12 protein-coding genes are annotated in these 13892 nt (G+C 70.8%); 5 read left to right on the top strand and 7 right to left on the bottom strand.

Annotated features, from left to right (window positions below; all coding sequences use genetic code 11):
* Nucleotides 1-167: 167 nt before the first annotated feature.
* From IE307_RS07425 to IE307_RS07395, 7 genes are all read right to left on the bottom strand, one after another.
* A complete protein-coding gene (locus IE307_RS07425) occupies nt 168-1034 on the bottom strand; it encodes a dioxygenase family protein (RefSeq protein ID WP_191296987.1) in 867 nt (288 codons plus the stop codon).
* 3 nt (nt 1035-1037) lie between these two features.
* On the bottom strand, nt 1038-1802 hold the full coding sequence (locus IE307_RS07420) for a citryl-CoA lyase (protein ID WP_191296986.1): 765 nt from the start codon (nt 1800-1802) through the stop codon (nt 1038-1040).
* Nucleotides 1789-2928 carry a CaiB/BaiF CoA transferase family protein gene (locus IE307_RS07415; protein ID WP_191296984.1) on the bottom strand — a complete coding sequence of 380 codons (1140 nt, stop codon included), beginning with the start codon at nt 2926-2928 and terminating at the stop codon, nt 1789-1791. The genes IE307_RS07420 and IE307_RS07415 overlap by 14 nt, the downstream gene beginning before the upstream one ends.
* Nucleotides 2928-4346: an amidohydrolase family protein gene (locus IE307_RS07410; protein WP_191296982.1), complete on the bottom strand. Its 1419-nt coding sequence runs from the start codon at nt 4344-4346 to the stop codon at nt 2928-2930. The genes IE307_RS07415 and IE307_RS07410 overlap by 1 nt, the downstream gene beginning before the upstream one ends.
* 73 nt (nt 4347-4419) lie before the next feature.
* Nucleotides 4420-5226: an IclR family transcriptional regulator domain-containing protein gene (locus tag IE307_RS07405; protein ID WP_191296980.1), complete on the bottom strand. Its 807-nt coding sequence runs from the start codon at nt 5224-5226 to the stop codon at nt 4420-4422.
* Between the two features lie 27 nt (nt 5227-5253).
* Complete coding sequence (locus tag IE307_RS07400; RefSeq protein WP_191296978.1) at nt 5254-7728, bottom strand: excinuclease ABC subunit UvrA; 2475 nt, start codon at nt 7726-7728, stop codon at nt 5254-5256.
* A 43-nt stretch (nt 7729-7771) separates the two neighbouring features.
* Nucleotides 7772-8743 carry a TerC/Alx family metal homeostasis membrane protein gene (locus IE307_RS07395; protein WP_229904493.1) on the bottom strand — a complete coding sequence of 324 codons (972 nt, stop codon included), beginning with the start codon at nt 8741-8743 and terminating at the stop codon, nt 7772-7774.
* A gap of 207 nt (nt 8744-8950) precedes the next feature.
* On the opposite strand from IE307_RS07395, the gene IE307_RS07390 reads away from it, so the two are divergent.
* The 5 genes from IE307_RS07390 to IE307_RS07370 all read left to right on the top strand — a co-directional run bounded on the left by IE307_RS07390 (nt 8951) and on the right by IE307_RS07370 (nt 13891).
* Nucleotides 8951-10000, top strand: coding sequence for a MerR family transcriptional regulator (locus tag IE307_RS07390; protein WP_191296974.1), 1050 nt, complete (start codon nt 8951-8953; stop codon nt 9998-10000).
* 19 nt (nt 10001-10019) lie between these two features.
* Nucleotides 10020-10847, top strand: coding sequence for a CPBP family intramembrane glutamic endopeptidase (locus IE307_RS07385; RefSeq protein ID WP_191296973.1), 828 nt, complete (start codon nt 10020-10022; stop codon nt 10845-10847).
* Nucleotides 10844-11968: a sensor histidine kinase gene (locus IE307_RS07380; RefSeq protein WP_191296971.1), complete on the top strand. Its 1125-nt coding sequence runs from the start codon at nt 10844-10846 to the stop codon at nt 11966-11968. Before IE307_RS07385 ends, IE307_RS07380 begins: the two co-directional genes overlap by 4 nt.
* On the top strand, nt 11965-12621 hold the full coding sequence (locus IE307_RS07375) for a response regulator (RefSeq protein WP_191296969.1): 657 nt from the start codon (nt 11965-11967) through the stop codon (nt 12619-12621). The genes IE307_RS07380 and IE307_RS07375 overlap by 4 nt, the downstream gene beginning before the upstream one ends.
* Before the next feature lie 61 nt (nt 12622-12682).
* On the top strand, nt 12683-13891 hold the full coding sequence (locus tag IE307_RS07370) for a GDSL-type esterase/lipase family protein (protein ID WP_191296967.1): 1209 nt from the start codon (nt 12683-12685) through the stop codon (nt 13889-13891).
* Nucleotide 13892: the final 1 nt, after the last annotated feature.

Genomic DNA, 13892 nt, shown 5'->3' with positions numbered 1-13892 from the left:
CCCCCGGCACATAAGGCGTTTCGGGCACGCCGAAGTAGGACTCGCCACCGGCGCACAGCAGGTCGAGCGGTGTGACGGGCGCGGCGAGGACGTCGACGACGACCTCACGGCAGCGGGGGAGGGCTCGCCCCGGTCAGCGAGCGACGGCGGCTGACCGGGACGAACGACTACCGCGGCGCGCACGGTTGCAGGACGAAGTCGAACTCGGCGAGCACCCAGGGGACCTCGGAGAGGTTGCCGTCCGGGGTGACGCCGGGCTCGCGCGGCACGAACCGGACCACGAGCTCCTGCTTGGTGCCGAACACGACGTCGCTGTCGAGGTAGTCGGCGCCCTCCTCGAACAGGTGCGTGATCAGCGGCTCGAAGCCCTCGGCGGTGAGCAGGAAGTGCACGTGCGCGGGGCGGAAGTAGCTGATCTCGGTCTGCTCGATCAACGCGCCGACGGGCCCGTCCATCGGGATCGCGTACCCCTTGGGCGTGATGGTGCGGACGCAGTAGGTGCCGTCCGGTTCGGAGCGGTACTTCGCGCGCAGCCGGGCCTCGTCGACCTCGAGCTGGGCCTCGTACGCGCCCTCGGCGTCGGCCTGCCAGACGTCGAGCAGGGCGCCGGCGATCGGAGTCCCGTCCAGGGAACGCACGGTTCCGGTGAGGTAGAGCGGGGTTCCGTCGACGTCGTCGGACATGTCACCGCCGAACCCCAGTTCGGGCGAGCCGTCGATGTGGAACGGTCCGAGCACGGTGGCCGGTGTCGCGCCCGCGTCGAACCGGTGGTTCATCTGCACGACCAGCATGCTCAGGCCGAGCACGTCCGAGGCGAGGATGAACTCCTCGCGCTTCTCGTCGCTGATCTGCCCCGTGGCGGTCAGCCACTGCACGGCCGCCATCCACTCGGCCTCGGTGAGCCGCACCTCGCGGGCGAAGTCGTGCAGGTGCCTGATGAGCGCGGTCATCAGCTGCGCTGTCCGCGGGTCCTTCGCGGTGCCCCAGCGCTGCTCGGCGAGCGCGGTGATGTTGTCCTCGGTCACGAGCTGCATTGCTCACTCCTCGACAGGTGCCACGGACCTGGTGTTCGTGTCCACAGAAAGGAAGATCTGGTTGGCGACCGGGTTGCGCAGCTCCTCGGCGAGCTGCCCGATCAGGCCGGCGGTGCGGGCCAGCAACGCGAAGCCCCGCAACAGCTCGAGCGGCAGGCCGAGGTCGGCGAGCACCGCGCCGCACGTGCCGGCGCCGTTGAGCGGCAACGTCTTGCCGAGCACCTGCGGGTGCACGCGGCCGATCGCGGCGAACAGGGAGAGGTGCGGCCCGACCAGGCCCTCCTCCTCGGCGATCTCGAACAGGCGCGGGGTCCGGGGATCGCCGTTCTTGTGCACGTGGTGACCGAGTCCGGGAACGCGCGCTTTGCCCTGCGCCTCAAGCGTTTCCAACGCCAGGGCGTCCCAGTCCGTCGAGTCGGTGGCGCTCACGACGGCGTGCAGGAACCGGCCCGCGTCCTCGGTGACGCCGAGGAACCGCGAACCGCCGCCGAGCAGTCCCGCCGCGAGCGCGCCCTGCACGGAGTCGGGCGCGGACAGGAGGGTGAGGCGGCTGACGATGGCCGTGGGGGTGAACCCGTGGTCGGCCAGCGCGGCCAGCACCGCTTCGAACAACCGCGTCTCGCCGGGGCTCGGCCTGCGCTGGGTGGCGAGCCAGAACGCCAGCTCGCCGAACCCGACGGTGCCCATCACGTCACGGGCGAGATCCTTGCCCAGCAACGTGATCGTGTCGGTGGTCGACGCGCCGAGTGCCGTTTCATAGACCGTCACGGTCCTCCTTCAGCCATGCGCGCAGCTCTTCGCCGTGCTCGTCCAGCGATGGTGGCGGCAGTTCGTAGACGGCCGGTGTCTCCGAGAAGCGGATCGGGTGCCGAGTGGTCGGCACGTCCCCGACCACCACGACCGGGTCGAGCCCGAACCGCTCGGCCATCGCGAACCCGCCGTCGATGGTGTTGATCGGCCCGCACGGCACCCCGGCCGCCACGAGCAGGTCGAACCACTCGTCGGCGCCGCGGGTCCGCAGCCGTTCCTCCAGCAACGGCCGCAGCTCCTCGCGGTTGCGCGTGCGGTCTGCGTTGCGGGCGAACCGCGGGTCGTCCGGCACCTCGGACAACCCGAGGACCTCGCACAGCTTGCGGAACTGGCCGTCGTTGGCCGCCGCGACGATCAGGTCGTTGTCGGCGGTCGGCAGCGGTTCGTAGGGGAACACGCTGGGGTGCGCGTTGCCCATCCGGAACGGCACGGTCCCGCCGGCCGTGTACGCCGAGCTGTGGTTCACCAGCCCCGTCAGCGCGGACGACAGCAGGTTCACCTCGACGAGCTGGCCCTGCCCGGTGGCGTCGCGGTGCCTCAGCGCCGCGAGGATGCCGATCACCGCGTGGTTGCCCGCCATCACGTCGAACACCGAGATGCCCGCGCGGTACGGCGGCCCCTCCGGGTCGCCGGTGAGGCTCATCAGCCCGGAGATCGCCTGCACCATCAGGTCGTAGCCGGGGACGTGCTTCCCTTCGCCGGAACCGAACCCGGTGATCGACGCGTAGATCACCCGCGGGTTCAGCGCGCTGACCGAGGCGTGGTCGAGCCCGTACTTGGCGAGGCCGCCGGGCTTGAAGTTCTCGATCACCACGTCCGCGCGCCGGGCGAGTTCCCGCCCCAGCGCGGCGTCCTGCTCCGTGCGCAGGTCCAGCGCGATCGACCGCTTGCCCCGGTTGACGCCGAGGTAGTAGGTCGACACGTCGTCGCGCACCGGCGGCATCCAGGTGCGCGTCTCGTCACCGGCGGGGCCCTCGACCTTGACGACCCGGGCTCCCATGTCGGCCAGCAGCATGGTCGCGTACGGGCCCGCAAGCACGCGCGAGAAGTCGGCGATCAGCAGGCCTTCGAGTGGTCCACCCATCAGACGGACGTCCGGGTGTCGCCGCGGTACTCGGTGTAGGTGTACGGGTTGTCCAGCACCTTGGACTCCGGGACGTCGGGGTTCATGCCCTTGGTCCACGCCTCTTCACCGAGCTGGGACCGCAGGTGGTCGACGGTGTTCGAGACCTGGGAACGGATCGCGCCGAGGTCAACGCCGACGAGCCGGTGGTCGCGCTTCACGATCCTCCCGTCCACCAGCACGGTGTCCACATCGGACCGCTGTGCCTGGAAGGCCACGTGCCCGTACGGGTTGAGAATCGGGAACATGACGGGGGAGTTCTCGTTGCGCAGCAACACGATGTCAGCCTTCTTGCCGACCTCGAGGCTGCCGAGGTCCGAGGCGCGTCCCAACGCCCGCGCGCCGCCCATCGTCGCCCACTCCACGACCTGCTCGGCCCGCAGCGCCGCGTGCGTGACGGTGTCGTTCTTCGCGTGTGCCGCCATGTGCTCCCGTGCCCGGTCGGCGCCGAGCGTCGAGCGCATGGCGGAGAACAGGTCGCCGCTCCACCACACCGACGTGTCCATCGACAGCGACACCGGGATGCCGTGCTCGCGGATCGCCCAGGTGGGCGGGTAGCCCTGGCCCGCGCTCTGCTCGCTCTCGGTCGACACGGAGATCGACCCGCCGGTCGCCGCGATGCGGTGGTAGGAGTCGGCGGACAGCGTCGCCGCGTGCACGTAGATCGACTCCGGCGTCATGAACCCGTTGTCGTGCATCAGCCTGATGCCGTCGTCGTTCGTCGCGCCCCACACGCCCGCGTGCGTCGTGACGGGCACGCCGAGCTCACGGGCGACCTCGAAGGCCGGCTTCTCGGGGAACGACGGGTCGCCGGTCACGTCGAACGCGAGCTGGAAGCCCAGCATGTCGCCGCCGGTCATGCGGCGGGAGACGAAGTCGCGGAACTCGGGCGTGGCCGTCCAGGCCGCGGGGCTGTCCTGGATGTTGCCGTACGCCAGCACGAACCGGCCCGGCACCGCCTGCAGCGCGTCGACGGCGGCGTCGGCGTGGTCGGTGGTCTGCAGGCCGTGCGACCAGTCGACGGTCGTGGTGACACCGGCGTCGAGGGCCTCGGCCGCTCCGAGGAGGTTGCCGGCGTGGATGTCCTGCGGCCGGAAGACCTTGCCCCATTCCAGGTAGTACCAGACGAAGTACTGCGTGAGCGTCCAGTCGGCGCCGTAGCCGCGCATCGCGGTCTGCCACATGTGGCGATGCGTGTCGATCATGCCCGGCATGACGATGCCGCCGGTGGCGTCGACCTCCTCGGTCCCCTCCGGCACCTCCAGCCGGGGGCCGATCGCGGCGATCCGGTCACCGGTGACCAGGACGTCGTGGTCGACGAGGGGTTGACGGCCGTCCATGGTCAGGACGGTGCCGTTTCTGAGGACGACGGAACTCATGGGGGAACTCCTTGACCGTCTGGCGGACAGGTGTCCGTTGAATCGTCAACCTTCGACGGCCTCCGGTCAACCCTCAGGACGCGAAAACCTCGTGCGGCACCGTGCCGAGCCGGGCGAAGTCGGCGCTGATGTCGGCCGCGACCTGCAGCAGGAGCGGCAGGTGGTGCTCGACCATCCGGTCGACCGACGTCTCCGACGCGTGGCAGTTGACGTTGATCCCGGCGACGACCGCGCCGCTCCCGTCCCGCAACGGCGCGGCGACCGACCGGATCCCGAGCGCGAGCTGCTCGTCGGTCATCGCCCACCCGCGCGCACGGACGTCCCGCAGCTCCGCGTCGCGTTCCGCCGCGTCCGGCTGCCACCGCGACGTCAGCCCGGACCGCGTCGGCTGCGCGAGCACGGCCTCCAGCTCGGCCGGCGGCAGGGCTGCGAGCTGCACCTTTCCCAGCGAGGTCGGCAGGGCCGGGAACCGCGTGCCGATCTGCACGGACAGCGTGACGATCTTCGGCACGGCGACCCGCGCGACGTAGATGATGTCCGACCCGTCGAGCTGGGCGATCGACACGGACTCGTCGGTGAGCGCGCACAGCCGTTCCATGTGCGGGCGGGCCACGTCCCACAGGCCCATCGACCGCACGTACGCGACGCCGAGGTCCAGCACCCTCGGCGTGAGCGCGAAGCCGTTCTCGCCCTGCCGCACGTACCCGAGCTCGACCAGCGTGAGCAGGATCCGGCGCGTGGTCGGCCGCGCGAGGTCCGTGGCCGCGGCGACCTCGCTCAGCGTCATCACCGGACGCAACGGCTGGAACGCGCGGATCACGTCCAGGCCGCGGGCGAGCGCCTCGATGAAGTCGGGGCCGGTGTCAGGGCGAGCAGGCATGCACCCACGATAACGGACAGTTGTCCGTTATCGTGCGAGGTGAGCGCCCAGGTACCGGCCGGTGACGCTCTGCGGAGATCTGGCGAGGTGCTCCGGGGTGCCGGCGGCGACGATCGTGCCGCCCGCCGAGCCGCCGCCCGGACCCATGTCGATGACGTGGTCGGCGTTGGCGATCATGTCGAGGTCGTGCTCGATGACGACGACGGTGGCGCCCCTGTCCGTGAGGCGCTCGACCACCGACAGCAGCGTGCGCACGTCGAGCGGGTGCAGCCCGACGCTCGGCTCGTCGAGCACGAACAGCGCGTCCGCCTGGTCGCGGTCCAGTTCGGACGCGAGCTTGAGTCGCTGGGCCTCGCCGCCGGACAACGCGGTCGTGGCCTCGCCGAGGGTGAGGTAGCCGAGGCCCAGGTCCATCAGTGCCCGCAACCGCGTCCGGACGCGCCGCATGTCCTGGACGTGCTCCACGGCCTGCCGGACGGTCAGCGCGAGCAGGTCCGGCAGCGTGATCCCGCCGCGGCGGAACTCGCTCGCGGCGGGGGAGTAGCGGGTGCCGCCGCAGTCGGGGCAGGCGATGTCGACGTCGGGGAGGAACTGGACGTCGAGCGAGATCTCGCCGGTGCCCTCGCAGCGGGGACACCGCAACGAGCCGGTGTTGTAGGAGAAGTCGCTCGCGGTGAGGCCTTCCGCGCCGGCCGCGTACGCACGGCGGAGATCGTCCAGGACACCGCTGTAGGTGGCGACGGTCGAGCGGACGTTGACGCCGATCGGGGTCGCGTCGACCACGTTCACCCGCGTGATCGCCCCGGCGTCGACCTCCGCGACCCAGGTGGGCGGCCTCTCGCCGGAGTTCTTGGCCCGCAGCGCCGGCACGAGGCTGTCGAGGACCAGCGTGGTCTTCCCCGAACCCGACACGCCGGTCACGGCGATCAGGCGGCCCTGCGGGAGGTCGAGGTCGAGGGCGTGGACCGTGTGCAACGGGCGCGTGGCGAGGTGGACGCGCCCGTGCTCGAACATCTCCGCCTCCCCGGCCCGCTCCCGCACGACGACCGGTTCGCGTCCGACGAGGAAGCCGCCGAGCAGCGAGTCCGGGTGACCAGCGAGCTCCGGGACCGTTCCGGTCGTGAGGACGCGGCCGCCCTCCGCGCCGGAACCGGGACCGATCTCGATCAGCCAGTCGGCCTCGCGCAGCACCTGGACGTCGTGGTCCACCAGCACCACGGAGTTGCCGTCGCGCAACAGGTCCCGCACCACGCCGAGCAGTCCGTCCACGTTGGACGGGTGCAGGCCGATGGACGGTTCGTCCAGGACGTAGAGCACGCCGGTGGTCTCGTTGCGCACGGCCCGCGCGAGCTGGACGCGCTGCCGTTCGCCGGTGGAGAGCGTGGACGAGGCCCGGTCGAGGCTCAGGTAGCCCAGTCCCAGCTCGACCAGCCGCCGCGCCGTCTCCAGCAGCTGGCTCACGATGCTGCGGGCCATCTCGCGCATGTCGCGCGGCAACCCGGCTTCGACGCCCGGAACCCACGCGACGAGGTCGTCGAGGGTCTTCGCGGTCGCCTCGGCCAGGGTGATCCCCTCGACCAGGGGGGCCAGCGCCCGCGGGCTGAGCCGGGTGCCGTGGCAGGTGGGGCAGGTCTGGGTGGTGATGAACTTGCCCACCCGGTTGAGGCCGCGTTCGGTGGTGGCGTTGTCGAGCGCCTCCCGGACGGCCGTGCGGGCGTTGCGGTAGGTGAAGTTCAGGTCGAACAGCCTGCCGTTCTTGGACGGCACGCGGATCTTCCGCTTCTCCGCCGGGCCGTTCAGGACGATCTCGCGTTCCTCGTCGGTCAGGTCCTCGTACGGCACGTCGGTGCGCACGCCGAACTCGCCGACGACCTCGGGCATCACGGCCAGCCCGAACATGCCCCACGGCGCGACGGCCCCCTGGGCGATCGTGAGCGACGGATCGGGGACGAGCCGGTCCTCGTCGATCTCCCGGACGACGCCGGTGCCCGTGCAGTGCGGGCACGCGCCGTCGGAGTTGAACGCGAGCGCCTCCGCTCCCGGCGGGCTGAACGTGACGGCGCAGACCGGGCAGGTCAGGTCGAGGCCCTGGGCCACGTCGATCGTGGGGTCCTGCCGGTGGCCGTTCGGGCACAGGTGCGAGGAGAGCCGGGAGTACAGCAGCCGCAGCACGTTGAGCAGCTCGGTCGAGGTGCCGAACGTGCTGCGGACCCCCGGCACGCCCGGTCGCTGCCGCAGGGCGAGCGCGGCGGGGACGTGCCGCACGCTGTCGACCGCCGCGCGCGGGGCCTGGGACATCCGGCGGCGCGTGTACGTCGACAGGGCCTCGACGTAGCGCCGCGACCCCTCCGCGTAGAGCACGCCCATCGCGAGCGACGACTTGCCCGAACCGGACACGCCGGCGATCGCGACGAGCTTGCGCAGCGGCACCGTGACGTCGACGTCGCGCAGGTTGTGGACCCGCGCGCCGCGCACCTCGATGGCCAGGGGCTGTTCCTGCATCCACCGAACCTAAGGCCTGCGGACCGCGACCGCGCGCAGGCGGTCAGCCGACGCCCGCGTGTTCCTTGCGGCGGGAGCGCAGGCTGGTCAGGGTGACGACGCCCAGCACGCCGATGATGACGGCCAGCGAGACCGGCGTCGGGATCGTCGGCACGGCGGGCCACACGCCGTGCGCCCAGTGCAGCACCAGCTTCAGCCCGATGAACGCGAGGATGATCGCGAGACCGTGGTTGAGGTGCACCAGCTTGGCCAGCACGGACTGGAGCACGAAGTACAGCGCGCGCAGGCCGAGCAGCGCGAACGCGTTGGTGGTGAACACGAGGTACGGGTCCTCGGTGATGCCGTACACCGCGGGCACCGAGTCGATCGCGAACACGACGTCGGTCGCGAAGATCGCCACCACCACGATCGCGAGCGGCGTGAGAGCCCGCCGGCCGTTCTCGCGGACGAGCATCTTCGTGCCGCGGTAGTCGTCGGTGACGGGCATCAGCTTCCGCATCAGCCGCACGGACCGCATCTTCGAGGTGTCCTTCTCGGCGGGCTCCCCGGCCAGGGCCGTCTGCAGGATCTTCACCGCCGAGACCAGCAGGACGAGCCCGAACACGAGGAACGCCCAGGTGCCGGCCGACAGCATGGCGGCGCCGGCCGCGATGAAGACGCCGCGCAGCACCAGCGCGCCGACGATGCCGTAGAGCAGCACGCGCTGCTGGATCTCCGCCGGCACGCTGAACGCGGCCAGCAGGAGCATGAAGACGAACAGGTTGTCGACCGAGAGGGACTTCTCCACCACGAAACCGGTGACGAACTCCAGCGACTGACCGCTGCCGAACTCGAACCACAGCCAGAGCCCGAACACCAGCGGCAGCGTCAGGTAGAAGACCGACCACCCCGCGGCTTCCTTGATCGACACCTCGTGCGGGCGCCTGGTCACCAGGAAGTCGAGCACCAGCAGGGCCAGCAGCACCGCGATGCTCACGAACCACAGTCCGGGCGTGGCCACGGATTCGACGGACAAGGGTCCTCCTCGAACAAGGTCGTTCGAGGTCTCCTTCACCCGAGGCGGGTGGCCTCCCGAGGACAACTTCCGGATGTCCGTACTGACCGGGCAGACGCTTGGGAAGTACTCCCCTCGCCGGACAGCATAGGTAAAGGAATGGTAATGCTCAAGTAAGCCCATTTGTGGGTTGCATCTCAAGCGGCTTGAGGTTCGATGGTAGGCGTCATGGACGACAACAGGCTGTACGCGATCGGCGAGGTGGCGCGCCGCACCGGGCTGAGCGTCAGCGCCATCCGGTTCTACTCCGACGAAGGCGTCGTCGCGCCCGCCCGCGTCACCGACGCCGGCCACCGGCACTACGACGTGCACGCCATCGCCCGATTGGAGTTCGTCAGCACGCTGCGCGAACTGGACGCGGGTCTCGAGGACATCCGGCGGCTGCTCGACGGCAGCGTGACGCTGACCGACCTGGCCACCGCGCACCTGTCCCGGCTGGACGATCAGGCGCGGCGCATCCGGTCCAGGAGGGCCGTGCTGCGCACGATCGCCAAACAGCACACCGAGGCGGAACAGGTGGTGCTGCTGCACAAGCTGGCGGGGATGTCCGACGAGGACCGCGACCGCCTGATGGACGACTTCTGGGCCGAGATCAGCGAAGATCTCCAAATCAGCTCCGACTTCCTCGACATCATGCGCAACGGGCCGTTGGTGCTGCCGGACGAGCCGTCCACCGAGCAGCTGGAGGCGTGGATCGAGCTGGCCGACCTCCTGCGGGACCCCGGCTTCCGCCGCGAGGTGCGCGAGGCGCTGCACGCCACCTTCTCCACACCCGACGCCGCGGTGATGACCTCGACGAAGATGGTGGACGCGTTCAAGCGGGGAGGCGAGATCCTGGGGCGCGCCAACGACGCGCAGCAGGCCGGTGCGCCCGCGGACTCGCCGCTGGGGCGCGAGATCGCGGCGGAGTACACGGCACACCTCGGGGAGATCGCCGAGACCCCGGACAGTCCCAGGTTCCGGCGGAAGCTGGCGGCCGACGTGCTCAACATCGAGCGGTGGCACCTCGAGGCGCTCGAGGAGGAAGAGGCCTCCGGCGATCCGTACGCCCGGTACCAGTCGCTGGTGGCGATCATCGACGGGTCGGCGCAGCAGGCCGCCGAGTTCAAGCCGTTCGCCTGGTTGTCCGCGGCGCTGACGGCGTCGGCGGACCACACCTTGTCCCCCGGGCGAGCTACACGGGAATGTCCACCGAGCGGGGACGTCGCGGAAGCCTGAGATCCCTACCTTTCCGTTCATGCGATTTCTGAAGCAGTTGGTCGTCGTGGCGGTCGTGTCGTGGGCCGGGGGAACCGGTGTGCAGGCACTGGGCTGGAACTGGCCGCTCACCCTGGTCGCCGGGTTCGTCGCGGCGGCGCTGGCACTGGCCGCGTACGCCTGGGTCGTGCGCAAGACCGAGCACCGCGAACCCACCGAGGTCTCGCTGAGGACCGCTCCGGGCGCGCTCGGTCGCGGTGTCCTCATCGGACTCGCGATGTTCGGCGCGGTGATCCTCAACATCGCGTTCCTCGGCGGGTACGAGGTGCGCGGCATCGGGTCCGTGACCGGCATGATCGCGATCTTCGGGTTCATGGTGGCCGTCGCGGTCACGGAGGAGCTGTTGTTCCGGGGCGTGCTGTTCCGGATCGTCGAGGAGAAGCTCGGCACCTGGCTCGCGCTGGTGCTCAGCGGGCTGGTGTTCGGGTTCGCGCACCTGCCCAACCCCGGCGCCACCGTGTGGAGCTCGCTCGCCATCGCGATCGAGGCGGGTCTGATGCTCGGCGCCGCGTACGTGGCCACGCGCAACCTGTGGGTGCCGATCGGCGTGCACTTCGCGTGGAACTTCGCCCAGGGCGGCGTCTTCAGCACCAGCGTCTCCGGCCAGAACGCTCCGCAGGGGCTGCTCGACGGCGTCACGTCCGGTCCGGCGATCCTCACCGGCGGCGACTTCGGGCCCGAGGCGAGCGTCTACTCGGTGGTGGCGGGCGTGGTCGTCACGACGGCGTTCCTGTGGCTGGCCAAGCGCCGGGGCACCCTCGTACCGCGCCGGGGGCGTGCCGCGTCGGCCGCTACGCTCGACGCGTGATCAGCCTCCAGCGGTGGCGCGGCTGGGACGTCCGCGTCCAGGACGCGCCGTTCGCGCTGCTGCTCGTGCTGGCGACGCTGGTACCCGCGTTGCACGACAAGGGAACCCAGCTCGGCGGGCTGCCGAACCGGCCGTTCGACGCGCTCGCGCTCGTGGTGATCGCGCTCGAGTGCCTGCCGCTGGTCGTGCGCCGCAAGTGGCCCCTGGTCTGCGTCGCGCTGGTGTCGGCCGGGTTCGCCGTGGACCAGTTGCGCGGCTACCACACCGTCGCCGGGACGGCCCTCGCGATCGCGTTGATCAGCACCGGACTGCACCTCTCGCACCACCGGCGGGCAACCGTGGCCGCGCTCTCCGCCGGGTACGCGGTGCTGGCCGTCGCGCTGGACCTGAACGGCGCCACCGAGGGCGTGGCCGGGTTCGTCACCTTCTACCTGGCGCTGGCCGCCGCGTGGGGGATCGGGGCGTGGCTGCGGCTCTCCCGCGAGGCGGAGGCCGAACGGCGCCGGCACGTCGCCGCGGCCACCCGTGTCGCGGAACGGACCTCGATCGCCCGCGAACTGCACGACGTGGTCACGCACCACGTGACGGCGATGGTGGTGCAGGCGGAGGCCGCGCGGTACCTGACCGCCGCACCCGAGCGGCTGGACCAGACGTTGCAGGCGATCACGGACACCGGACGCCGTTCGCTGACCGACCTGCGGCACCTGCTCGACCTGCTGAACCCCGACCACAGCCCGGAAGCGGTCGGGGACGTGCGCGCGCTGGTCGAGCAGACCCGGCTGGCGGGGCAGCCGGTCGAGTTCGCCGAGGAGGGCGAGGCGACGCGGGACGCGGGCAGCGCCGAGGCCGTCGCGTACCGGGTCGTGCAGGAAGCGTTGACGAACGCGTTGAAGTACGCGCACGGCAACGCGACGAACGTGTACGTGCGTTACGGCGAAAGGGAGATCACGGTGGAGGTCGGCACCGAGGGCGCCCGGTCGTCCACAGCGGTCGGCGGCAGCGGGCGTGGTCTCGCCGGGCTGCGCGAGCGGGTGGACGTGCTGGGCGGCGAGTTCTCGGCGGGGCAGCGGGACGGCGGGTTCGTGGTCAGGGCGCGCATCCCCGCGGGGAACCCGGCGTGACCGCTCCCGTCCGCGTGCTGGTGTGCGACGACCAGGCGCTCATCCGCACCGGGTTCGCCACGATCATCGACGCCCAGCCGGACCTCGAGGTCGTGGGGGAGTGCGGGGACGGGCGCGCGGCGGTCGACCTGGCCGGGCGGCTGAACCCGGACGTCGTCGTGATGGACGTGCGGATGCCGGTCCTCGACGGCATCGGGGCGACCCGGTTGCTGGCGGGCGCCGGCGTTCCCGACCCGGTCAAGGTCCTCGTGGTCACCACGTTCAACCTGGACGAGTACGTCTACGAGGCGCTTCGGGCCGGTGCCAGCGGGTTCCTGCTCAAGGACGCGCCGCCGTCGCAGCTGTTGCAGGGCATCAGGACGGTCGCGAGCGGTGCCGCGCTGCTCGCGCCGGAGGTGACCCGGCAGCTGGTCGGCAGGTTCGCGGCCCGCATCCGGCCGGTGGAGGAGGTGCCGGAGACCCAGCTGGCACCGCGTGAGCTCGAAGTGCTCCGGCTCATCGCGGAAGGCCTGTCCAACAGCGAGATCGCCGCCGCCCTGGTGATCAGCCAGGAGACCGTGAAGACGTACGTGTCGCGCATCCTCACCAAGCTCGACCTGCGCGACCGGGTGCAGGCCGTCGTTTACGCCTATCGCCGGGGCTTGGTGACCTGACCTCTTGCCGGAGGATCACAAGACGTGACGTGATCGTCACGAAGCGGTAAGAACCAGGGATATGAGAATCCCTGCGATCGTGTCGACCGTTCTCGCCGTGGGCGCGCTCCTGAGCCCGGCGGCCTCAGCCGAGCGTCCCGTCTGGTTCACCTCCTGGGCCCAGTCGCAGCAGAACCTGGCGCCCGTCACGCTGCACGACCAGTCGATGCGGATGATCACGCACCTCAGCCAGGGCGGCAGCGCGGTCCGGATCCGGGTGCAGAACACGTTCGGCACCCGGCCGTTGACGGTCGGCCGCACCACCGTCGCCCTGAGCACCGGCGGCGCGGCGGTGGACGTCACGCGCGACGTGACGTTCGGCGGCCGCGGGACGGTCACCATCCCCGCGGGCGGCGAGGTGTGGAGCGACCGGACGGCCCTGAACACCGGTCCCGGCACCGATCTCGCGGTCAGCATGCACGTCGCGGGGGACGTCGTGCCCGGCCGGCACGAGGGCGCGTTCCGCGAGAACTACCTGACCCCGGCCGGTTCCGGCGAGCACACCACCGACAAGGGCGCCGCGTACACGCAGACGGTCCAGTCGACCTACCTGGTCAGCGCCGTCGACGTGGTCAACCCGCGGCTGAGGGGGACGGTCGTGCCGTTCGGCAGCTCGGTGGTCGACGGCGTGGGCAGCACCAACTGCGGACCCGGCTGCACCGAGCTCGGCACCAACAAGCGCTGGACCGACGTCCTGGCCCGCCGCATCGTCACCTCCCCGGGCCCCCAGCTCGCCGTGGCCAACGCCGGGATCAGCGGCACCACGAGCGCCGTCTGCCCGAACACCCCGGCGCCGGCCGTCGGCCTCGATGCGTTGTCACGACTGGAAAGGGATGTCCTGGCGCTGCACGGCGTCACCGACGTCATCTACTACTACGGCACCAACGACCTCGCGAACGGGTGCAGCGCCACGGACATCATCACCAGCTACCGCACGGTCTTCGACAGGCTGCGCAAGGCCGGGATCGCGGTGCACGTCACCCCGATCACGCCCCGGCCCGGCTACAGCGACCAGAACAACCTCGACCGCCACGCCGTCAACGAGTTCGTGAGGCGCGGCGGCGACTGTTCGAACACCTGCGCGTCCGTGCAGGACTTCGACCAGGTGCTCAAGGACCCGGTCAGGCCGAACAGCATCAACCCGCGCTACGACACCGGTGACGGCGTGCACACCAACATCGTGGGACAGCAGGCGATCGCGGACTACATCGCGCTGGAGGACCTCGCGTAGC

Source organism: Lentzea cavernae, from assembly GCF_014653695.1.
GTDB classification, from domain to species: Bacteria; Actinomycetota; Actinomycetes; order Mycobacteriales; family Pseudonocardiaceae; genus Lentzea; species Lentzea cavernae.
The sequence above is the reverse complement of the archived record's forward strand: the minus strand, read 5'-3'. Positions and strand labels throughout refer to the sequence as shown.